Raw genomic sequence first — 22,245 nt, 5'->3', positions numbered from 1 at the left:
CGGAAGGAGGTTTTTTTATTCATGATTGTTACAATGAAGCAACTTTTGGAAGCAGGAGTCCACTTTGGACACCAGACCAGACGCTGGAACCCCAAAATGAAGCCTTACATCTTTACCGAGCGAAACAACATTTATATCATCGATTTGCAAAAAACCGTGGAGCTCACTGAGAAAGCGTACCAGTTTGTAAAGGGACTCGCTCAGGAAGGAAAAACGCTCCTTTTTGTGGGGACCAAGAAACAGGCTCAGGAGGCAATTCAACAGGAAGCACTTCGTTGTGGAATGTTCTACGTGAACCAGAGATGGCTGGGAGGAATGTTGACTAATTTTTCCACGATCCGCAATAGCATTGAACGTTTGAAGAGAATTGAGGCGATGGAAGCAAAGGGACTTCTTGGAAAATTACCGAAAAAAGAGGTCATGCAGATCATGAAGAGAAAAGCCCAGCTTACCAAATACCTGAGTGGTATACGAGATATGGAACACTTACCGGATTGTCTGTTTGTGGTTGACCCACGGCGAGAAAGAAATGCAGTTCTTGAAGCCAGAAAACTCAGTATCCCCATAGTTGGTGTGGTTGACACAAACTGTGATCCGGACGAAGTTGACTATGTTATTCCGGGAAATGATGATGCGATTAGGGCTATACGATTATTTGCTTCCATTATTGCTGATGCGGTCATTGAAGGGAAACGAATCGCCCAGGAAGGTGCAGAAATGATGATTGCTGGAGAAGTAACCACGGCTATCCATCAGGAAGAAGCCACTATACCCGCAGATTTGGAAGAGGAGGCGTTGCAGGTACTCCAGGACTTCCAAAATGAGGAATTTGAAGAAATCGAAGAAGAGGAGGAACGGTAATGGACTCGAATGCAAAAGTGGTCTTCGAATTGCGAACCCGAACTGGTGCCGGAGTGATGGATTGCAAAAAAGCACTCATTGAGGCTAATGGAGACTTGGAAAAGGCCTGTGAAATTTTACGACGCAAGGGGATCGAAACTGCCACCAAAAAACAGACCCGAACTGCTAAGGATGGTCTTATCGGAGCCTATGTTCACACCGATGGGAAAATCGGAGTGTTGGTAGAAGTAAATTGTGAGACTGATTTTGTTGCTCGGACTGACGAGTTTAAAAACCTGGTCAAGGAGTTGACCCTTCAGGTTGCAGCTCAGGCACCACGCTGGGTTTCACCTGATGATGTTCCGGAAGAAATCAAAAAGAGAGAAGAGGAAATATACTGGCAGCAACTTGCAGAGAGTGGAAAACCAGAGGCTGTGAAGCAGAAAATCGTGGAAGGAAAAATGAAGAAATTTTTTGAGGAAAATTGTCTTTTGGAACAGGAATATATTCGGGAACCGGAGAAAAAAGTCAAGGACCTTGTAGTAGAGACAATTGCCAAGGTTGGAGAAAACATTGTGGTGAAGCGTTTTGTCCGCTTTAAATTAGGGGAAGGAGAGAATGAGTAGTTCACCCGAAATTCGCTTTAAGCGGATTATGCTGAAACTCTCTGGAGAAGCCTTGAAAGGGGATCTTCCTTCGGGGATAGATATTAGGGTTCTCTCATATTTAACCGAGGAAATCGAAAAGGTGAAAAATCTGGGAGTCGAAATTGCCATTGTGGTTGGTGGAGGCAATATCTTTCGGGGAAGGGTTGCGAAAGAACAGGGAATTAATCGTGTTACTGCTGACTATATGGGGATGTTGGCTACAGTGATTAACGCCCTGGCGCTGCAGGATTTTCTGGAAAACAAAGGTATCCCGACCCGAGTGCAGACCGCGATTGAGATGAGAGAAGTTGCTGAACCGTACATCCGCCGCAGGGCCATTCGTCATCTTGAGAAAGGGAGAATCGTCATCTTTGCTGGTGGAACCGGTAATCCATATTTCACCACGGATACGACTGCCGCTTTGAGGGCGGCAGAAATAAAAGCTGAAGCACTTCTCAAAGCCACCAAAGTTGACGGTGTATACGAAGCAGATCCAGTTGCCAACCAGAATGCTTGTAAATTTGAAAGGCTTGACTATCTGGAAGTGATTAACAGGGGATTGCAGGTGATGGATTCCACGGCGATCTCTTTATGTATGGAAAATCATGTTCCCATCATTGTGTTCAATATCAACGAACCAGATAACCTTTATCGGATTGTTACTGGTCACAAAGTTGGTACTCTGGTAGGAAGGGAGGGAAAAGCGTGACCGAAATTTTAAAGTCCCTACTTAAAGATATTGAAAAGAGAATGAAACAGGCAGTAAATGTGGTTCGAGAAGAACTCTCGCACGTGCGAACTGGTAGAGCATCACCAGCTTTGGTGGAGAACATAGCAGTGGACTATTATGGAAGTACAGTGGAATTAAAGCAAATCGCTTCCATTACTACGCCAGATGCAAAAACACTCCTGATTCAACCTTGGGATAAGAGTGTCATTGGTGTTATTGAAAAAGCCATCTGGAAGTCTGAGCTTGGTTTCAACCCCGTCGTCGATTCCGCGGTAATCCGGATTACCATGCCCCCTCTTACGGAAGAACGGAGAAAAGAAATTGCCAAAATGGCAAAGAAGATCGTGGAGGAGGGCAAAGTGGCCATTCGGAATTTACGAAGAGAAGCAAACGAAGAAATCAAAAAGATGGCCAAAGAGGGAGAAATTTCTGAGGACGATGAAAAAGCCACTCAGGCCGAGATTCAGAAACTCACCGATGAACATATTAATGAACTGGACGGGGTATGGGAAAAGAAAGAAAAGGAAATCATGAGCGTTTAGATTTCATCTTGAAACATGTGGCCATCATCATGGATGGAAATGGTAGATGGGCTGAAAGGCGGGGGCTTCCCCGCCTTGAGGGACATCGAAGAGGAGTGGAAGTGACCAGATCCATTGTTGAGGAAAGCGGAAAAGTGGGCATTAGATTTCTTACTCTTTATTCTTTTTCTACTGAAAACTGGAAACGTCCGATTAGCGAGGTACAGGGGCTTATGCACCTTTTTGAAGAGAGTATCGAGCGGTACGGAGATGAGCTGAACGAAAATGATGTGCGGGTACGTTTTCTGGGAAGGCGAGAAGGGCTTCCAAGAGAGATAGTGAGAAGTATAATAGGGCTAGAAGAAAAAACAGCCTTGAATCAGGGTTTAACCCTAAATTTGGCTGTTAACTATGGTGGAAGAGATGAAATTCTTCGGGCTGTGCAGCACATCTATAAAAGAAATCCCGAATCTCTATTGTCTCTGGATGAGGATACATTCCGTTCTTACCTGGATACAGCGTTGTGCCCCGACCCTGACCTTCTCATCCGTACCGGGGGGGAAAAAAGAATCAGTAACTTCCTCCTCTGGCAGATTGCATATACTGAACTGTGGTTCACAGATACGTTCTGGCCCGACTTTACTGTTATCGAGTTCCGAAAGGCCTTAGAAGACTTTGCTTCCAGAAAACGGAAGTTTGGGGGTATTCGTTGAAGTCTGGAAAGAGTGAGTTTATACACAGGGTTCTAGGAATTGCTCTGGGTGTGCCTCCCTTTATCATTCTTTTATTGCTCAGTCGGTGGACGTTCATCGGTATGTTTATATTCCTTTCGTATCTTTCCTTTCGAGAATACTGGAGAATGGTGGGAAAAGAACCGTTCGCTTTTGCACTCTGGTTCTCTTTTTATCCTCTGGTACTGGTTTACTGTTCCTTCGTATTCAGCCCTTTTTTGCAGATGCTGGGCTGGTATATTTTTTTTCTTGTCCTCATCATCTGGAGTCTCTTCCCTCCGTCGCAGGTTCTGGAGCGGAGTGGAACCTACCTGTGGGGTTGTGTCTACTGTTTCGTCTTTCCTTTTTTCTGGGTTAAAGTGGGCATAGAGTATTCAAGGTGGCTCCTTTTGTTCTTTGTCCTTCTGGTCTGGATCAATGATATTTTTGCATATCTTATAGGGGTGAGGTGGGGACAACATAAAGTGGCACCTACCCTCAGTCCCCAAAAAAGTTGGGAAGGTTTGGGAGGGGGAGTCTTAGCTACGGTACTTTTCTCCATGCTTCTGGGATTTCTCTGGTTCGGGATCCCTCCGTGGATGGGTTCTATAGCAGGATGTTCAGTCGCCCTCCTTGCCTTTGTGGGAGATCTTTTTGAATCAGCTCTGAAAAGAAAAGCTGGAGTCAAAGATTCGGGAAAATTTCTCCCTGGCCACGGAGGAATCTTGGACCGCTTTGATTCCTTCTTTGTGGTGGGACCACTGGTTTACTTCCTGAGTTGGATCATCTGGAAAGGATGACGAAAATGCGAGTGGCAGTTTTGGGGTCAACCGGATTCTTAGGAGAACAGATTCTAGAAGTGCTTTTTCAGGAAAAGGACTACGAAGTTGTGCTGTTATCGGGTTACCAAAATATTGATAAATTGCTTCGTCAGGTGCACACTCTGCGTCCTCGTTACGCTTTCAGTCCCTACTTTACTGAACACGAGGAGAAGATCCATGTTTTTGGAACCAGATTGGTAAAAGAGATAGAAGTGTTGCGAGAAATTCTCCTCGGTGGAGAAGTTGAGGGTATCTTTTTTGCCGCCGGTGGAGTTTTTTTTCTGGAGCTCTTCCTGGAGTTACTTGATACCCAGAAATGGCTGTGGGTGGCGAGTAAAGAGATGATCATCCTGGCGGGGGAGATAAAGCCTCGTGGTTTTTTCCAAAAAAGAGCACACTTTATTCCTCTCGACAGCGAACACAACGCCCTCTGGCAAATGTTTAGAATGGTAAAGAAAGAAGCGATACGCAAGGTGTACCTAACGGCTTCGGGGGGACCATTCTATGAGTGGCAGGGGAAACTTTCAGATATTACTCCCGAAATGGCCCTGGCTCATCCGAACTGGAAGATGGGAACAAAAATAACCATCGATTCAGCCAATCTCATCAATAAAGGATTGGAAGTCATTGAAGCTTCGATCATTTTTGATCTTGATTTTCAGAGCCTTGATGTTATCGTGCAAAAGGAGAGTTACATCCACGCACTTCTGGAGTTGAACGATGGTTTCACGCTGGCTCTCCTTTCTCCACCCGACATGCGGTCAGTCATTTTCAATGCTCTTCATCCGGAAAGGAATGTGCACAACCCTTTTTGTCTTCCGGACTTCTCTAAGTTCGGCGTTCTCCATTTCGATTATCCAGTTCCATCCAGGTTTTCCGGTTTTTACCTGGCTCTGGAAGCAGGAAAGCGGGCTTCGGGGTACCCGACGCTTTTTTGTGGTGCTGACGAAGCGTGCGTGCAGGCCTTTTTGAAGAGAAAGATAATGTTTGATGAAATACCGTTGATTCTAGAAAGGGTCTTAGAGAGAAGAGTCGCTAACCCGAGAAATGTGAAAGAGGTCGAAAAAGTATATCGACTAGGGATGAAAATTGCCGAGGATTTGATTACTGAGAGGAGTATCCCGGGATGATAACTGTTCTGGCTTTCATATTTGTCATCAGTCTTCTCATTCTGGTACATGAGTTTGGTCATTTCATCATGGCTCGACTTTTCCGAGTCAAAGTCCTCAGTTTTGCGTTGGGGTATGGACCAAAAATATGGGCTATCCAGCGAGGTGATACTGAATTTTCGATTCGGGTTCTGCCCCTCGGTGGGTATGTTCGGATGGCAGGAATGGAAGGGAATCCTATCGAGGGATATGGAGAAGCTGAATTTTCTCCTGAAGAACGGTTCGACCGAAAACCACTTTGGCAGCGAAGTCTGATTGTGGTGGCGGGACCAGCGATGAATTTCCTGCTCGCAATTTTTCTGGTTTCGCTCGTCTTTGGTACTGCTGGTGCTCCCACTGGGAATCTCATGGTTTCAGAAGTAATGCCTGGTGGTCCTGCAGAAAAAGCGGGTGTCCAGAAAAATGACGTCCTGATCGCCATCAATGGGAAGCCGATTAACGATTTGGAGGAAGTGGTGAAGATTATTTCCACAAGCAATGGTAGAAGTATTACGCTCACGATCCGAAGAAACACTCAGGAACTCAATGTTCGTGTGACACCGGAGTGGAACGAGGCAGAAAAAAGGGCCCTGATTAAGGTGGTCTTTGGACGAGAGAATCAGAAGCTGAACCTTTTTCAGGCACTCTCTCGAGGAACGCGAACTGCTATTACCTGGTTCGTGTTGAGTGTAGTGGGACTTCTATACACAATAATGGGAAAAATTCCTTTTGAAGCTACTGGGCCGCTGGGTATCGCTCAGATGGCCGGTCAAGCAGCGAGTTTTGGTTTTTTAAATCTGCTTCTTTTCGCAGCGGTAATCAGTGTTTTTCTCTCCATCTTTAACCTTATTCCCATTCCAGTGCTTGATGGAGGGCATCTGTTACTTTTTCTTTACGAAAAAATAAGAAAGAAACCTCTGGAACCTGAAAAAGTAGGGTTTGTCTACTTTATCGGTATTGTGTTTATTTTCCTTCTAGCTATTTTTGTCACTTATCAGGACGTGATGAGGATGGTAACGGGAAAATGAATCGTGAAGAAACCAGAGAAGTCCCGTTAGGAAGAATTACAGTTGGGGGGAAAAACCCAATCTGGGTGGAAGCGATGGGGCGAAGACATCCTGCTCAAGTGGAGGAATGTCTTCGGGAGATTGCCGCAGCTCAGGAAGCTGGGTGCGAAATTTTTCGAATCGCGATCCCGGATCGCGAATCCCTGAGGGGTTTGGAAGAAATCAAAAACTGTGTCCGTATCCCCTTGATTGCTGATATTCACTTTGACTTTCGTCTCGGTGCTGAAGCAGCCATTCTTGGAGTGGAAGCGGTGCGGGTGAATCCCGGGACGATAGGCAATAAAGCGAACTTCGAAGCGTTTCTCGAAATCGCGAAGTTGAAGAATACCACATTGCGACTTGGTGCTAACACTGGGTCCATTCTACCCCGCTTTAGGGGTAGAGACCGGGTCAAAGCCCTTTTTGAGAGCATTGCGGAATCGGTACGAGTTATCGAGGAAAAGGGGATACATAATATTATTCTCTCAGCCAAATCAACAGATGTGGAAGAAACCATTTCGACTTATGAAAAACTTGCTTCGGCCTTTTCCTATCCTTTGCACGTCGGTCTTACCGAAGCAGGAAGCGGTCTTGAGGGGATCACAAAGTCTATTGTTGCCCTGGGGATTTTGCTCCGGGAGGGTATTGGGAACAATATCCGAATCTCCCTCACTGCTTCTCAGCCAATTTTGGAAACGAAGGTTGCCTGGGCACTCCTTGAATCGATGGGTTTGAGACACCGAAATCTTCAAATCATTTCCTGTCCCACCTGTGCTCGAAGGAGGGGGAATGTGGTATCATTGGTACATGGGTTAAAAAAAATGACTCAAGCTCTCCGGTTGGAAACACCCCTGAAGGTTGCCATCATGGGATGTGAGGTTAACGGACCGGGTGAGGCGAGGGAGGCGGACTGGGGCCTGGCGCTTAGTAAGAACTGCGAGGCGGTGCTCTTTGCAAAAGGGGAAATTGTAGAGATTGTTCCCCAAGAAATAGCGTTAGCCAAACTATTACAGAGAATTCAAGAAAACATCCAGTAGGGAGGAAGAAATCGTGCAAATGTCTCGTCTCTTTGTCCCGACTTTGAAAGAAAACCCACAGGAAGCAGAAATAGTGAGCCATAGCTTAATGCTTCGTGCAGGGTTAATCAGACAGGTTTCTGCAGGTGTGTATACATTTTTGCCGCTGGGCTTGCGTGTCTTAGACAAAATTGCCGACATCGTTCGGGAAGAGATGAATAGAGCAGGCGGACAGGAGTTGCTCTTGCCTGCGTTGCACCCTGCTGATCTCTGGAAAGAGACCGGGAGGTGGCAGGTCTATGGACCAGAGCTAATCCGATTTAAGGATCGGAGAGAGAGAGACTTTTGTCTTGGTCCCACACATGAAGAAGTCATCACCGATCTGGCGCGGAAAGAAATCCGCTCTTATCGGCAATTGCCTCTCCTCCTTTACCAGATACAGACCAAATTTCGAGACGAAATACGGCCTCGTTTTGGGATTATGAGAGCAAGAGAGTTCCTCATGAAGGATCTTTATAGCTTTGATCGGGACATGGAAGGTTTGAAAGAAAGTTACGAGAAGATGTACCAGGCTTACTGTCGGGTCTTCGAACGCTGTGGCCTAAAGTATAAAGCTGTGCCGGCTGAAAGTGGAGTCATCGGGGGTGACGTCTCTCACGAGTTTCTTATCCTTGCCGAGTCAGGAGAAGAAAAATTGATGGTTTGTGGATCCTGTTCATATGGAACGACCAAAGAAGAAAAAACCTGTCCCCGGTGTCAGACTGATCTGGAAGAAGAGAAAGGAATAGAAGTCGGTCATATTTTTCAACTGGGAACCAAATACAGTGAACCAATGAAAGCTTACTTCCTTGACAAAGATGGAAAAGAAAAGCCCCTGGTTATGGGGTGTTATGGTATTGGTATCGGTCGAACCATGGCTGCTGCCATTGAGGCGAACCACGATGAGAAAGGTATTCGGTGGCCTGTTTCTATAGCCCCTTACGAAGTTGTTGTCATTCCGGTAAATTCCAACAAGGAATCGCATCGCGAAAGGGCTGAAAAAATTTACTATACCCTTCTTGAACGTGGTTTCGAAGTGGTTATCGATGACCGACAATATAGCGCGGGATACAAATTTAACGAGGCTGATCTCATTGGTTTCCCTTTTCAGATTATTGTGGGTGAAAAAATGGAAAAAGATGGAGTGTTGGAAATTAAGATCCGCAAAAATGGTGAGAGAATAGAAGTGAGTCAGGAGGGGGTTGTCCAGTTTTTAAGAGAGCGCAAGAAAAAAAATGGAGAGACAAGAGAGTATTAGAACGAGTACAAGAGATAATTTTTTCAAAGTCACCGCAATCATTGCGGCATACAACGAAGAAAAAACCATTGGTCCCATTATTGATGTTTTGAAAGAAGTGCCTTTGGTTGAACAAATTGTGGTCGTTAGCGACGGCTCCACGGATCGAACTGTAGAAATCGCTCGTAGCAAAGGCGTGGAAGTGTTGGAATTACTCCACAACGTTGGAAAAGGAGGAGCACTTTACCGAGGTCTCGAATATATTCGCACCGAAGTTGTTCTGCTTCTTGATGCCGATCTTGTAGGTCTCCAGAAGGAGCATGTTGAAACTTTGATCCGACCAGTTTTGGCCGACGAAGCTGATGTCACCATTGGTGTCTTTGAAGAAGGGCGATTTGCTACCGATTTTGCACAAAAAATAGCCCCCTTCCTTTCTGGTCAAAGGGCAATCAAGGCGAGCATCCTGCAGAATATACCGGATATGGAAGTAAGTCGGTATGGTGTAGAGGTGGCCATCAACCGTTATGTACGAAGGAATGGAGTGCGGGTGAAACTCGCTAAGCTGGCTGGCTTGACTCATGTCATGAAAGAAGAAAAGTTGGGACTTGTGAAGGGTTTTAAAGAAAGAGTAAAGATGTACTGGGAAATCATTAAAAATACCTATCGGGGGGCTGATCAGTGAAAAGATGAGTGGTGCCCGAGCAAAGGGAGTGCTTTTAGTGGTTCAAGAAACCAAGGACATTGTTTCTTCTGAATTTTCCAGGCGAGAATTGGAAGAAATTGTGCGCAGTGCAGATCTAGAACCATTATATATTTTTGAATATAAAGTAAAAAATCCTTTTTATCGTTATTACCTGGGAAAGGGGAAAGCCCAAGAGATCAAAGATTTTATCCTTCAAAATCCCTCAGTGAGCTTTGCGGTTTTTAGCGTTGAAATTACACCCTCTCAGCAACGGAATCTTGAAGACCTCTGGCAGGTGCCTGTTTACACGAAAAATGGAATCATTCATGAAATATTTGCCCAACGTGCCCGCACTGCTCAGGGACGGGTTAAAGTCGAATTAGCTCGACTCCGGTATGAACTGAGCCGACTAAGCGGCAGGGGGAGAGAGTTCTCCCGTCTGGGCGGTGGTATTGGAACTCGTGGTCCTGGAGAACAAAAAATCGAGATTGAACGGAGAAAAATTAAAGATCGCCTTGCTTTGCTCCGCAGAGAATTGAAAAAAATCCAGCAGCGGACGGAAACACAGAGAATCGCCCGAGTTGAAAGGGGTATTCCCCAAGTGGCTATCGTGGGATACACCAATGCAGGGAAATCAACACTTTTTAACGTCCTCACCAAATCTAGAACTTACGTTGCTGATAAGATGTTTGCCACGCTTGATCCAGCTGCCAAAAAGGGGTATCTACCCGAGGTTGGTGAAGTCATTTTTATCGATACTGTGGGTTTCATTCATAATATGCCTTCTACCATTAAAGATGCTTTTCGGGCCACCCTTGAGGAAATTCGAGAAGCTGATTTGGTACTTGAAGTCGTGGATATTTCCGATCCCGATTACGATCTTCATCTTCGAACGATTCATGAAACCCTCCGGGAAATCAATTTTCATGAATGCCCGCAAATCGTTGTGTTTAATAAAATAGACCTCCTTGGAGAAATTCCCTTTATAGCAAGCGAGACAAAAAATACCTATCCGTGTCTCTTTATCTCAGCTAAAAACAAAATCGGTATTGAAGAACTTTTCAGAGAAATCGCGATACATTTGCAGCCTCTCATGAGCTGTCTTTCTATAGAGGTAGCATACGAAAAACTTCCTCTTTTAGAAAAGGAAATTTATCGTCAAGGGTACATCAAAGACATTCGTCCCAAGAGTTCCAAGAATGTAGTTTTGGAATGTTTGGTCCGCAAAGAAGCCCTTCCTCGAATTCGTTCCATCTTGTAGTCACACTGCTTTGGTTCTCATAATGTATATTATGTAAAATCTTCTTTTAGCAATTTCCACATAAAGAGCATACCCTTCTTGAGCACGCTGAATGAAGGAAAGGTAAGCTTCGATTGCTTTTTCCTTTTGACCAATATGTTCCAGAGCCAGCGCTTTGTTGTAATAAGCCATAACCAAATTTGAATCCATCTTGATCACTATTGCCTTTTCATAGAAGCCGTGGGTACGGTACCCATTACCGCGGGTAAAATGTATTGTGGTTTCTCTTCTTTGTTCGAGGATTCGTCTTAGGATTTCTACCCTTTTATTTGCATCCTTTGCAAAAACATTGGTTGCGGGAACTTGCTCTAAAAAATACTGGTAAGCCGAAAGAGCTTGTTCGGTTTCACCCATCCGTTCGCAGGCCAGAGCTTTGTTATAATAGACTATGGCTAATTATAATCCTCAAACGCCCGATCAAGAGCCTTTCGCAAAATAAATCATATCCCGATTTGAAGTATCATGGCATTTTATAACATAATGCAACCAAACATTCCTGGCTCTACCTACCAATTCCCCTTTCAGAGGAAATCTATGTGAAGTCAGCGGACTCAAGAAGAAGGAAAAGGAAGAGGAAAAGAGAGGAGGATTCGCTCAAAGCCTTGTGGCAAAGGCTTTTCCCAACCCTTGGCGCGCCCGAGAGGAGTCGAACCTCCAACCTACGGATCCGTAGTCCGTTGCTCTATCCAATTGAGCCACGGGCGCACCAAACGTAAGTATATTGTATAGTCTCACCTACCAGGTGTCAATAAGAATCACACTTTGTCCTGCACTTTCCGGATAGAAGCTTTTCATGTGGTTTTCGAGTTCCTGTGAGAAATGGGTCAATTCTTTTAAGGCGAAGGGAATCTCTCGTAACGAAGCACTGTATTCTTCAGTTTCAGTTGAGGTTTCTTCACCAAAGGTAGCATTCTCTTCGGCAAGCGAAGTTATTCAAGCTCTATCTCGGCAACTGACTGCACAATGTGATGGGGACGATACGGAAAACGAGGAATATCTTCCAGCTTGGTCACACCGGTGAGGACAAGAATGGTCTCAAGACCAGATTCTAAGCCCACCTTGACATCAGTATCCATACGGTCTCCAACCATAACGGTATTTTCGGAGTGTTCTTCGATGTAACGGAGCGCGGCGCGAAGAATCAGAGGGTTCGGCTTTCCAACAAAATAGGGGGAATAGCCAGAGGCTTTCTCAAGGAGTGCCGCTACGGCTCCACAAGCAGGAACTATGCCACCTTCACCGGGACCAGAAGGGTCAGGATTGGTGGCAATGAAAGGCACACCAGACATAATAAGTTGACAAGCCCGTATGATTTTATCGTACGGGTATGATTCCATTTCACCCAGAATGACGAAATCGGGTCGATAATCGGTGAAAGAATATCCAACTTCATTGAGGGCCTGGTAAAGGCCGGTTCCTCCCAGAACAAACGCTGAACCTTTAGGTTTCTGCAAGCTGACAAAATGGGCGGTAGCCATAGCACTGCTAAAGAAATGTTTGGCATGGACTTCGATACCCACCCGACTCATACGGTGCTGCAAATCAAGTGGTGTGTACCGGGAATTATTGGTGAGAATGAGAAACTTATACCCATTCTTCTGCAGGCGTTCAAGAAATTCCTTTGCACCGGGAATAGCCTGATCACCATAGAGAAGGACTCCATCCATATCGATGAGAAAAGCCTTTTTACCTTCCATGCTGTAATTATAACCACTTCGTATTTTCTTGCCAAGCCCGATACAGCAATGCGTTACCTAAAAATGGGAACCAAATCCTGTAAACCAGTAAACCAGCTTTCCTCTTCAAACGTATAAAAGATAAAAATTGAAAAAGGGGGTTTAGGTCTTGTTGATGCAGCGATTCCTCCAACTCGTGCTCATTGTTACCTTAGTCACTTTTGCTGGATGTATCGTGGAGGTCAATCAATCGCTTCTTGAAATAACCGGAACAGTTCGTTTTGTTGAACTTGAAGGAGGTTTCTTTGGCGTGGTTGCCGATGACGGAACTCAGTATGAACCCATCAATTTGCCCAAAGAATACTACCAAGATGGGCTTCGGGTACACCTTTGGGCAAAGATTCGTGAAGATTACGCCAGTATTTTTATGTGGGGTACAATTATCGAAATTGGGAAAATCGAAGTTCTGAGCTAATTTTTGAGAAACTGGGCCAGTACTGAGGGAAAATCCTGTTCAAAGTCAGAATTCAGCGCCAGGAGTACGCCTCCATGACCTTTTCCCGAGATGCGGTGCAATATGGCTCTGTTTCCTTTTTCACGAAGCGCTCGGTAAAGGCACTCCGTTTGGGAAGGTGGAGTGACCTCATCCTTTTCGCCTACCATAAGGAGAAACTGGAAGGGGACTTTCTCCACCTGATACACTGGTGAAACAGAACGGAGATTCCTCCGTCCTTCGAAAAGGTTAATGAAGAGGAGTTCGACCACCTCTTTCCAGCGAATGTCTATATTTCCCTTATATGCCAAAAGATCATATGGGCCACTGAGAAGCAGCACTTTTTTAACAGCCTGATAAAGAGGAAAAGGCAACGAATCTTTCCCAACTGTGAGGAGCGCTACAAGATGCGCTCCTGCAGGGTGCCCACTGAGAGTAAGCTTTTTCGCATCCCCACCGTATTCCTCGATATGTTCATAGACCCACGTGAGTGCAGTAACGATATCCTTGGTCATTCCCGAGATTGAGACCTCAGGGTAGACCCGATAGTCAATGCTTACCCAAATGTATCGATTCCGAATAATTTCCTTACTGAACTGGGCATAAAGGACTTCATCTTTACTGCCCCCAATCCAGGTACCCCCATGGGCGAAGGCGAAAACGGGAAGTTTCTCCCCTTGCCGGAGAGATAAAGGAACCATCACGTCCAGAATCTGATTTTTCTTCCGGCCATATCGGACATTTTTATAAAGGATTCCCTGAGCGTATTGAGCCAGCGTTTCGGGGAGCATAAAAATTCTTTTGCCTTCCTTTTCTGGGCAAGAAAGACCAAAATAGTTGCATAGCTGAACTTTAATGCGTTCATTTTCCTGATAAGAAAATGCAAATCGCTCTTGAAGTTGAGCGGTCAATCGTTCGCTTACGCTTTCAAGAGAAATATAACTGAAAAGGAGAAAAAATAAAACCAAAACCACATTGCTCCGGAGAAGCATTTTCTTTTGTCCTCCCGTTTATTCCATCACTATACCCTATTGTAAAAATTTTTGAAACTGGAAGATAAAATTATTGTTTTTTCTCCCCTTCGACCTATAATCATTCTTAATTCAATGAACAACGAGTCTTCGTGGAGGAAGAGTTCTGTATGAAAGAAGAAACTGATGTTCATCGGTTTTCGGTTCCAGCTAGAATTCGAGGTAAAAGGCTACGTTCCTTAGGTCCGATCCCATCATTGGAAGAGTACGTGCACCCTGACTGGTGGAGGTATATTTTTAATTCTCTTTATCTCAAAACCGATGCTGACGTAGTTGACGATCAAAATATCACTAAAAAAGAGGTGGATTTTTTTACTAAGATGCTGGGACTTCAGCCAGACGACGCGATTCTTGACCTGTGCTGTGGACAGGGGCGACACTCTCTAGAACTTGCTCGGCGTGGTTTTACAAAAGTTTACGGTCTGGACCGATCTCACTATTTGATTCAGAAAGCCCGGCAGCAAGCAAGAAAAGAGGGTCTGAATGTTCAGTTTAAGGAGGGAGACGCTCGAAGGCTTCCCTACCCTGTAAGCAGTTTCGACGTAGTGCTCATTCTTGGAAATAGCTTTGGATATTTTGAAAGCGTTCAGGATGACCTCAGGGTGTTACAAGAAGTCCACCGAGTTCTTAAACCGGTTGGGAAAATATTTATCGATGTTGCCGATGGCGAATACCTAAAGGATCATTTCCAAGCCCGTTCTTGGGAATGGATTGGGAAGAAACAATTTGTACTTCGAGAACGTTCTCTCTCTACCGATGGTCAGCGCTTAATTTCCAGAGAAATCATTACCCATGTGGAAAATGGGGTCATTGCTGATCAGTTCTATGCCGAGCGTCTTTATTCGAAGGAAGATCTTTGCGCATTTCTTGAAGAAAGCGGATTTAAGGATATCATTTGTCATGGAAGTCATTTTTCTGAATCCACCCGTTGTCAGGACCTGGGAATGATGGAACGGAGAATCCTCCTGAGTGCGCGGGTGCATAAACCTGTCTCGATTGATCGTCTAGGAAAGAGTAAAAAAAAGAGCTTCAGAGTCGCTGTTCTCCTCGGAGATCCTCATCAACCAGATCCGATTAAACCAAACACGGTTTTTGACGAAGATGACCTTTATACAGTTCAGAGCCTAAAAAGTGTTCTGAACGACCTCTCGGGTTATTCTTTTATTTATCTTGATCGGCATGATACACTCGTTCATGATCTTGTGAAACTTCGAGGCAAAGTTGATCTTGTGTTTAACCTTTGTGACGAAGGGTTTAGCAACGATGCTCGCAAAGAACTCCATATCCCTGCCCTTCTTGAAATTCTGGGATTTCCATATACTGGCTCCTCGCCTCGGTGTCTTGCGTATTGTTATGACAAATCTTTGGTTCGTGGTATAGCTAAAGAAATGGGTATTCCGGTTCCGAAGGCTTTTCTCATTCAATCTGACGATTTCACCTTCAACCTCCCTTTTCATTTTCCGGTTATTCTCAAACCCAATTTTGGGGATTCCAGTTTCGGTATCACTCAGAAAAGTGTTGCCACAAATATGGATGATTTTGTGGAAGCCGTTTCCGAAATCCGGGGAAAGTTTGGTTACGATAAACCAATCCTAGTGGAAGAGTTCCTCACTGGTAAAGATCTGAGCCTGGGAATCATTGGAAATCCCCCTGAATCGTACCAAATCCTCCCGCTCACCGAGGAAGACTATAGCTTCCTTGCTCCAGGGTTACCACCCATCTGTGGGTATGAAGCCAAATGGCTTCCGGATTCGCCTTACGGTAAGGTTACTTCCGTTCCCTGTACATTGGACAAAGAAACTGAAAAAGTCATCGTTACAAGCTCTTTGAAGCTCTTCGAACGGTTGGAATGCCGAGATTATGCCCGGTTTGACTGGCGTCTTAGTAAAGATAGCCACCCTTATCTCCTGGAAGTGAACCCTAACCCCGGCTGGTGCTGGGATGGACACCTGGCAAAGATGGCCTTCTTTGCGGGATTGTCGTATCAAGAAATGCTTCACGCCATCCTCAAAGCCAGCATTAAGAGATTAAAAGGAGAGTGTGAACTCCCTTAGGAGCTTCATGTAGATTGAATCATCCTCTTGATGCTTTTTTGTGCCTTCTGAATGATTGCTTCTGGTAACTCAATCTGGTATTCCATTTTTTCCAAGCTCGACACGATTTTTTCCAGGGTAATCTTTTTCATATCAACACATATGGCATTCTCACTCACAGGATAAAAGCGCTTTGTTGGATTTTCCTTTTGCAGGCGATACAGAATCCCCACTTCGGTTCCCACAATAAAGGTGGAGGCTAAAGACTTCTTCATATACCAACACATGCCTTCCGTGGAAAGAACGTGGTCTGCAAGTTCGATCACTTCCTGACGACATTCAGGATGGACAAGGACAGGGGCTTGAGGATAACGCTTTTTTGCCTCTTCAATGTGTTCTGGTGTGATATCGACATGAACCGGACAGTATCCCGGCCAAATGATGAAATTTCCTCCAGTTTGAGAAGCAACATATCGGGCAAGATGTTGATCTGGAACAAAAATAATTTCTGCAGCTGATTTCAAGCTCTCCTCTACAATTTTCACGGCGTTTGCTGAAGTGCAGCAATAATCACATTCAGCTTTCACTGCTGCCGAGGTATTAACATAGCATAGGCTTACCGCTTGAGGGTGAAGACTTTTAAGCTCTCTCAGCTGCGGTGCAGTAATCATGTCGGCCATTGGACATCCAGCTTTTTCTTCGGGCAATAAAACCAACTTCTGAGGGGAAAGGATTTTGGCCGTTTCTGCCATAAAGAAAACACCACAAAATACAATCACCTTGGCATCGGTTTGACTCGCTGCGATGCTCAAGCCCAGCGAGTCTCCTACGAAATCAGCCACATCCTGTACTTCGGGTAACTGGTAATTGTGAGCAAGAATCAGCGCTTTTTTTTCTTGTTTGAGTTTGAAAATATCTTTTTTAAGATCGTCCATCATGTTTTTTGCACTTCCTTCCTTCATTCTAGTACCCTTTCAATGATTCCTCCGCCCAGAATTTCGTCATGACTGTAGAAAACCACCGATTGTCCAGGGGTAACCATTTCTACTTCTTCCTCAAACATCACCTGCACTTTTTGGAAATCCAGTATTCTAACAGAACACAGCCTTTCCCTTTGCAGATACCGTACCTGAGCAAAAAGGTGAGTTGGAAACGCTTCCACAAGAATGTTACAGGGCGACGCGATAAGACCTCGTACCTTCAATTCTCCTCTTCCCCCTACCACAACTTCGTGACGTTCCGGCCTTATGGCAACAACGTAAAAAGGTTTTACACCGCTTACTCTTAATCCTTTTCTCTGGCCAATCGTATATTGGAAATATCCTCGATGCCTTCCTAAAACCCTTCCATCAGATGTCACAATTAATCCAGAAAGGTCTTCCTGGATCTTCTGGGTGAGGAATTTCCGATAATCTCCATGGAGGAGAAAACAGACATCCTGGCTCTGGGGTTTGGTTGCCACCGGGAGGTGAGCCCACGTTGCCAGGGCTCGCACTTCCTCTTTTGTTAACTCTGAGAGGGGAAAAAGGATAAAAGGGAGATGTGTTTGTTCAATACCATAGAGGAAATATGTCTGGTCTTTTCGTCTATCTTTCGGCCTCTTCAGAAAATATTTCCCCCCGCGTTCCTCAATTCTGGCATAGTGTCCAGTAGCCAGGTAGTCAAAACCCATAATTCTTGCATGACTCAGTAGTTTTCCGAACTTGAGGTGTTTATTGCAGACCACGCAGGGGTTAGGTGTCTTTCCTTGTCGATACTGGTTGACAAAATCTTGAATGACAATATCTTCCATGTGGTGGGAATAATCAAGAACATGATGAGGAATGTCAAGCTTTTTACAGACAGAAGTAGCGTCTTCGACAGCCTTTTCAGAAGTTGAAAGGCCAAAATACATGGTTACCCCGGCAACCTCAAATCCTCTTTCAACAAGGATCAAAGCTGCAACCGAAGAATCTATCCCACCACTCATGGCTACAAGAACTTTCTTCTTTACCATAAAGTTCACCACACTCTCAAAAAATTGATAAATACCGTTCACCAGTGTTGGGGAGAATAACTACGATGAACTCTCCTGGTTTTACTCTCTTTTTGCGGTTTTGATTGCTCACCACCAGGCAGCTATGTCTTTCTCTTTTGCCAGGCATTTTAACATGGCAAAGACGTCTTTATTGCTTACCGTGATAATCGCGTTCAGAAGCTCTACCTGGAGAATGTCTGGAATAAAGCCGGTCCCAATTCCTTGAACACGGCATGGAGAGAACCGGGCGACACCCCCGGGCAAAGATAAAGGTTAAACCAATTCCGGTATTGCCGATGGTTGGTTCAACTATGAGTGTTTCAGGTTTTGAGAGTCTTCCTTTTTCGGCATCTTCAATCATGACTAAAGGGGCCTCTTTTAGACTCTTACGGGGGTTGAAAAATTCAAGTTTAGCCACAACTTCCTCCGGCAAGTCTTTTGCAATTTTTTCCCCGTCGCATAAGCGGTGCCTTTCTGATTAGTCGGGTGACGTCGTCAGTAATTTTCGTGTTTCCTCCTAAATCATTTTTTGCCTGACTGCTTGTTCTTCCATTTTTGGCACACGCCACACCTCTTTAAGGCGGTGGTGTTCGATACCAATGGGAACATGGTGATCCTCATAACGGACGTAATAGGCTAATAAGGAAGCAGCATCTTCCAGAGTGTCTCTATTCTCTCTTCCTCTTCCCAGTGCTATGGGTCCTTTTCCCTCTACAGGGAAAAACAGCACGTCCTCAGGGGTAGCAACACTCCAAATCTTTTCATTTTCTCCAGCATCTCGTCCCACGATGAGCTTGAAAGTCGGGTTAAAACGGAAATGCCTTCCCAACTTTAAAAGTTCGATTTCTTGAAAGGTGAGATTTCCCCCGTGTTGAAGTAAATCCCGTAACCTCCTCGAAAAGTTGGGTTCGGTCAGAAGGCAACCACCAGCCGGAGGTGAAAAAGACCGTATTTTCCATTCTTCGGCGAGTTTGAGTTGTTTTTCCCTTCCTCGTCCCGAAATATCCAGCAATGCTTCTCGTTTTATCCACCCTTCCTTCTCTGGGATCGTCTCTGGAAGGAGTTTTGCGGAAAGGGGACGGAGTAACAATCCTTTCAGTCCACTTTGTTTTTCAATGAGTCTCAGAGTGTTCTTCATCTGGGACTTGGGCCTTTGCCCTATCACTTCACCAGTAAAAACGAACGAAGCCCCCCATTCTTCCATGAGTTCTCTGGTCCGGCGTAGCATCCAGATTTTGCAGTCAATACAGGAATTCATATTTTTTCCATACCCATAGCGGGGGTTTTTGATAATTGCCAGATAACTTTCGTCTACTTCGATTTCTCGATACTCTACTCCTAATTCTTGCACGAGTTGTTTTATCTGGTTCCCTCTTCCCCAGAAAGGACTCAGGAATCGGAGGGCAATGACCTCGATGTCTTGCTTCTTCAAGAGGGAAACCGCCAGTGCACTATCCAAACCTCCTGAAATAAGACCAATGGCTCGCACTCTCATTCCTCAAATGCAATATTCTACCATTTGATTTGCTTGATTCATCTTGGTCAGGTCTTCCAGAGTGAATTCTTCCAGAGCTTCGATGATCTTTCTTCCCACCCGTTGCCAAACTTTTCTGGCCACACAGAAGGAAGCTCGTTCGCAGCGTGTATTTCCTTCCAAGCAATCAACTGGCAAAATGTTTCCCTCTAATGCTTCCATCACTTCTCGCACCGTAATCTGTGAAGGATGACGTGAAAGACGGTAACCTCCACCTGAACCCCTGCGAGAAGTAATCAAGCCTTTTGCTTTGAGAGGAATCACAATCTGGGTGAGATATTTCTCAGATATTCCTTCTCTTTCGGCAATCTCCTTTATATAGAGCAATTTTCGTTCTTCGTAAGAAAGCGCCAGTTGAATCATCAACCGCAAACCATAACGGGATCGGGTAGAAAAACGAATGAGAAATCCCTCCTGAAATTCATGAATTTAATCATTTTGGTAATATTTTATAAGAAAAGTCTCTTTTGGTCAACGTATAAGGGCTGTACTAGTCCAGATCGACTCTTCTTTTTTGCCTATTAAAGAGGGACTTGGTGTACACTTTCTCAGAGCGGCATAGAAGCCGTTACAAAAACCTGGAACTCAGACTACCCTCGGAACCTTTTAGAAAGAGAATAATTCACTTTTACAAAACAGGATGCGTTTGTTTCCCAATCAATATCGTTTCTGATGAAGGTTTTATGCTCAGCATAATTAGGGGAAATAAAAGAGATTCATGTACCAATCAAGGATTCGCACTCCGAAGAAGAGGGCGGTAATTGCCCCACCACTCAAAAATGGTCCAAAAGGGAGGGGATCTTTGAGGGTTTTCCTTTTCGTGAGGATGAGGATGATTCCTACGATACCACCACCTATAAAAGCAAAAAAGAGAGCCAACAAACCAAGTTTCCACCCTAAAAAAAAGCCGATGGCGCCAGCCAGTTTCACATCGCCAAAACCCACTCCTTTAGGCTGAGCAAGGTAAAGAAGAAAGAAAAAAGCAAAAAGGATGCCCCCGCCCAGGAGTTTGTCGTAGATCGAAGGATTCAAAACAAGTGAAATTCCCCCCAGGCCATAGAGGAAGATGGTAAGGGTATCGGGAATTCGCTGAGTTTTAATATCAACAAGAGAGAGAAAAAAAAGAATAACTCCAAAGGCGATACGAATCATGGGAATAGAGCCCGGGGAATGAATTCCCCGGGCTCTCGATTAACGAACAATTATTCGATGTTTGTACCACCAGTTAAATTGTTCGATTCAGAAATGACTCCACCTGGTCCAATAACAAACCTGTAGGTCGTGCCACTTGTTGCCGGGGTATTCGGATCCCAAATCTGGTAGTCTGTGCTGGAATTCGCTTTACATTGATATGGTACGTTTCCAATGGGAGTTTTTGGGGGATTCGGGATGCTTGACTTAATCGCGTTTATTAAACCTGCTGCAGTGCTTGGATAGTCGGCCAAAGCATTTTCCGTCGAATACACCTCAATGGCTGTAGCCATCTGATGGAGGTTGGCTTTAGTGGCATTCTGTGCAGCAACCAGACGTGAGGTGGTATACCGGGGAATGGCTATGGCCATCAGGAATCCAATAATAGCCACTACAATGATAAGCTCAATCAAAGTGAAACCTTCTTCTCTCTTTTTCTTTTTTGTGAACCAGTTCATGATTTCACCTCCAGAAAGAAACTATATTGAAATCCTCTCTCTAAACTTTATAGATAAATTATCTTGCCAAATTTATTCACATACCACCCCCTTGCATACCCTTAGAGGCGATTTCAAAAATTGGTAGAAAGAGGGATAGGGCTACGATGAATACTCCGACACCGATTATTATGGTCAATGCAGGTTCAATTGTGGAAGAGAGACGGCTGACAAAAAGGACAATCTCTTTGTCGTAGAGTTCGGTGACTTTGTTGAGGGTGAGTTCGAGGTTACCAGACTCTTCACCCACACTAACCATCTGGACCACAACCGGAGGGAAGAAGGGAAACTGGGCGATACTCTGGGAAAGGTTTCTTCCCCGGCGGATGCTTTCGGCAATTTCAAGAACCATATTCTGAACATAGGTATCACCTAAGGAAGTGGCCACTACTTCTAGAGCCTGAACCATGGGCATGCCACTACGAAGAAGACCATTCAAAATCCAGGCAAAACGGGAGATAATGAGTTTATGGAGGAGTTGACCAAAGAGGGGAAGACGGTACTTTTTTCGGTCCCACCACCTTCGGCCTTTTTCGGAAGCGATGTAGAGAAAGAAAATAAGGACTGCACCCAGAAAAGAACCATAAATCAAAAACCAGTTGGCATTCACAAACCGGATGAATCCGAGAACCACTTTGGTGATAAGGGGCAGTTCAATGGTAAAAGTTTCAAAAAGAAGGACAAACTGGGGAAAAACAAAGTATACCAGGAAAAACGAAGCGGCAATCATGGCCACCAGCAGAATCATGGGGTAGTACGTCGCCGACTGGACTTTATCTCGGAGGTCCTTTTCCCATTCGAGGTAGTCGGCAAGCCGTCCCAGAGTCCAGTCGAGGTTTCCACCTGCTTCCCCAGACTGAGCCATACCCAGAAAAACCCGATTGAAGGTTTTGGGATAATCGGCAAGGGCTTGGGACAGAGAGTACCCCCGTTCAATTTTGTTGGCGATTTCTTCGATGGTAACAACAAAGTTGAGGTTGCTGAGTTGTTTGGCAATACTCCGCAGGGCCGAAAGGAGGGGAACACCAGCTTCAAG

25 protein-coding genes and 1 tRNA gene are annotated in these 22,245 nt (G+C 45.0%); 14 read left to right on the top strand and 12 right to left on the bottom strand.

From position 1 onward, the window contains the following. The first annotated feature begins 21 nt into the window (after positions 1–21). Genes rpsB through hflX form a run of 12 tightly spaced genes read left to right on the top strand, consistent with a single transcriptional unit; the run spans position 22 to position 10,698 of the window. Entirely contained in the window at positions 22–861 is an 840-nt protein-coding gene (rpsB, locus tag ABDK92_02810; protein MEN3185553.1) for a 30S ribosomal protein S2, read from the top strand. Further along, the gene (gene tsf, locus ABDK92_02805) at positions 861–1,466 is read left to right on the top strand and encodes a translation elongation factor Ts (GenBank protein MEN3185552.1); all 606 of its coding nucleotides are present in this window, start codon (positions 861–863) and stop codon (positions 1,464–1,466) included. The genes rpsB and tsf overlap by 1 nt, the downstream gene beginning before the upstream one ends. Next, positions 1,459–2,196, top strand: coding sequence for a UMP kinase (gene pyrH / locus ABDK92_02800; GenBank protein MEN3185551.1), 738 nt, complete (start codon positions 1,459–1,461; stop codon positions 2,194–2,196). The genes tsf and pyrH overlap by 8 nt, the downstream gene beginning before the upstream one ends. Positions 2,197–2,237: 41 nt before the next feature. Continuing rightward, positions 2,238–2,759 (top strand): ribosome recycling factor, encoded by a 522-nt coding sequence (gene frr, locus ABDK92_02795; GenBank protein MEN3185550.1) that lies wholly within the window; start codon positions 2,238–2,240, stop codon positions 2,757–2,759. After that, positions 2,723–3,451: a polyprenyl diphosphate synthase gene (gene uppS, locus ABDK92_02790; GenBank protein MEN3185549.1), complete on the top strand. Its 729-nt coding sequence runs from the start codon at positions 2,723–2,725 to the stop codon at positions 3,449–3,451. The genes frr and uppS overlap by 37 nt, the downstream gene beginning before the upstream one ends. Continuing rightward, entirely contained in the window at positions 3,448–4,248 is an 801-nt protein-coding gene (locus ABDK92_02785) for a phosphatidate cytidylyltransferase (GenBank protein ID MEN3185548.1), read from the top strand. The genes uppS and ABDK92_02785 overlap by 4 nt, the downstream gene beginning before the upstream one ends. A gap of 5 nt (positions 4,249–4,253) precedes the next feature. Further along, on the top strand, positions 4,254–5,399 hold the full coding sequence (locus ABDK92_02780) for a hypothetical protein (protein ID MEN3185547.1): 1,146 nt from the start codon (positions 4,254–4,256) through the stop codon (positions 5,397–5,399). Next, positions 5,396–6,445, top strand: a complete 1,050-nt coding sequence (gene rseP, locus ABDK92_02775) for an RIP metalloprotease RseP (protein MEN3185546.1) — start codon at positions 5,396–5,398, stop codon at positions 6,443–6,445. Before ABDK92_02780 ends, rseP begins: the two co-directional genes overlap by 4 nt. Continuing rightward, positions 6,442–7,500: a flavodoxin-dependent (E)-4-hydroxy-3-methylbut-2-enyl-diphosphate synthase gene (gene ispG, locus ABDK92_02770; GenBank protein MEN3185545.1), complete on the top strand. Its 1,059-nt coding sequence runs from the start codon at positions 6,442–6,444 to the stop codon at positions 7,498–7,500. The genes rseP and ispG overlap by 4 nt, the downstream gene beginning before the upstream one ends. A gap of 13 nt (positions 7,501–7,513) precedes the next feature. Then, positions 7,514–8,776: a proline--tRNA ligase gene (gene proS / locus ABDK92_02765; protein MEN3185544.1), complete on the top strand. Its 1,263-nt coding sequence runs from the start codon at positions 7,514–7,516 to the stop codon at positions 8,774–8,776. Next, a complete protein-coding gene (locus ABDK92_02760) occupies positions 8,754–9,437 on the top strand; it encodes a glycosyltransferase family 2 protein (protein ID MEN3185543.1) in 684 nt (227 codons plus the stop codon). The genes proS and ABDK92_02760 overlap by 23 nt, the downstream gene beginning before the upstream one ends. A gap of 4 nt (positions 9,438–9,441) precedes the next feature. Next, positions 9,442–10,698, top strand: coding sequence for a GTPase HflX (gene hflX, locus ABDK92_02755; GenBank protein ID MEN3185542.1), 1,257 nt, complete (start codon positions 9,442–9,444; stop codon positions 10,696–10,698). On the opposite strand, the gene ABDK92_02750 is transcribed toward hflX, so the two are convergent. The 3 genes from ABDK92_02750 to ABDK92_02740 all read right to left on the bottom strand — a co-directional run bounded on the left by ABDK92_02750 (position 10,699) and on the right by ABDK92_02740 (position 12,434). Continuing rightward, complete coding sequence (locus ABDK92_02750; protein MEN3185541.1) at positions 10,699–11,127, bottom strand: tetratricopeptide repeat protein; 429 nt, start codon at positions 11,125–11,127, stop codon at positions 10,699–10,701. A 238-nt stretch (positions 11,128–11,365) separates the two neighbouring features. Further along, a tRNA-Arg gene (locus ABDK92_02745) sits at positions 11,366–11,442 on the bottom strand. Positions 11,443–11,666: 224 nt separating this feature from the next. Then, a complete protein-coding gene (locus ABDK92_02740) occupies positions 11,667–12,434 on the bottom strand; it encodes an HAD-IIA family hydrolase (GenBank protein MEN3185540.1) in 768 nt (255 codons plus the stop codon). 154 nt (positions 12,435–12,588) lie between these two features. Between ABDK92_02740 and ABDK92_02735 the strand changes: the two genes are divergently transcribed. Further along, on the top strand, positions 12,589–12,888 hold the full coding sequence (locus ABDK92_02735) for a hypothetical protein (protein ID MEN3185539.1): 300 nt from the start codon (positions 12,589–12,591) through the stop codon (positions 12,886–12,888). Here the strand turns inward: ABDK92_02735 and ABDK92_02730 are convergent. Further along, the gene (locus tag ABDK92_02730) at positions 12,885–13,898 is read right to left on the bottom strand and encodes an alpha/beta hydrolase (GenBank protein MEN3185538.1); all 1,014 of its coding nucleotides are present in this window, start codon (positions 13,896–13,898) and stop codon (positions 12,885–12,887) included. The genes ABDK92_02735 and ABDK92_02730 overlap by 4 nt on opposite strands. Positions 13,899–14,047: 149 nt before the next feature. On the opposite strand from ABDK92_02730, the gene ABDK92_02725 reads away from it, so the two are divergent. Continuing rightward, a complete protein-coding gene (locus ABDK92_02725) occupies positions 14,048–15,991 on the top strand; it encodes a methyltransferase domain-containing protein (protein ID MEN3185537.1) in 1,944 nt (647 codons plus the stop codon). A gap of 5 nt (positions 15,992–15,996) precedes the next feature. Here ABDK92_02725 and nadA read toward each other — a convergent pair whose 3' ends face one another. The 8 genes from nadA to ABDK92_02685 all read right to left on the bottom strand — a co-directional run. Beyond that, on the bottom strand, positions 15,997–16,905 hold the full coding sequence (gene nadA / locus ABDK92_02720) for a quinolinate synthase NadA (GenBank protein ID MEN3185536.1): 909 nt from the start codon (positions 16,903–16,905) through the stop codon (positions 15,997–15,999). Between the two features lie 23 nt (positions 16,906–16,928). After that, on the bottom strand, positions 16,929–17,966 hold the full coding sequence (gene mnmA / locus ABDK92_02715) for a tRNA 2-thiouridine(34) synthase MnmA (GenBank protein ID MEN3185535.1): 1,038 nt from the start codon (positions 17,964–17,966) through the stop codon (positions 16,929–16,931). Positions 17,967–18,135: 169 nt separating this feature from the next. Continuing rightward, positions 18,136–18,405: a hypothetical protein gene (locus ABDK92_02710; protein MEN3185534.1), complete on the bottom strand. Its 270-nt coding sequence runs from the start codon at positions 18,403–18,405 to the stop codon at positions 18,136–18,138. Between the two features lie 99 nt (positions 18,406–18,504). Beyond that, positions 18,505–19,482: a tRNA 4-thiouridine(8) synthase ThiI gene (locus tag ABDK92_02705; GenBank protein MEN3185533.1), complete on the bottom strand. Its 978-nt coding sequence runs from the start codon at positions 19,480–19,482 to the stop codon at positions 18,505–18,507. Positions 19,483–19,485: 3 nt separating this feature from the next. Then, positions 19,486–19,923 carry an Rrf2 family transcriptional regulator gene (locus ABDK92_02700; GenBank protein ID MEN3185532.1) on the bottom strand — a complete coding sequence of 146 codons (438 nt, stop codon included), beginning with the start codon at positions 19,921–19,923 and terminating at the stop codon, positions 19,486–19,488. A gap of 294 nt (positions 19,924–20,217) precedes the next feature. Then, positions 20,218–20,673: an A24 family peptidase gene (locus ABDK92_02695; protein ID MEN3185531.1), complete on the bottom strand. Its 456-nt coding sequence runs from the start codon at positions 20,671–20,673 to the stop codon at positions 20,218–20,220. Positions 20,674–20,723: 50 nt separating this feature from the next. Beyond that, positions 20,724–21,170 carry a type II secretion system protein gene (locus ABDK92_02690; GenBank protein ID MEN3185530.1) on the bottom strand — a complete coding sequence of 149 codons (447 nt, stop codon included), beginning with the start codon at positions 21,168–21,170 and terminating at the stop codon, positions 20,724–20,726. Between the two features lie 76 nt (positions 21,171–21,246). After that, positions 21,247–22,245 (bottom strand): type II secretion system F family protein (locus tag ABDK92_02685; GenBank protein ID MEN3185529.1); only part of this gene is annotated, 999 nt, incomplete at its 5' end.

This window comes from Atribacterota bacterium (assembly GCA_039638595.1).
GTDB lineage: Bacteria > Atribacterota > Atribacteria > Atribacterales > Caldatribacteriaceae > Profundicultor > Profundicultor thermophilus.
Note: the sequence above shows the minus strand (reverse complement) of the source record. Positions and strands in the feature narration are given on the sequence as shown.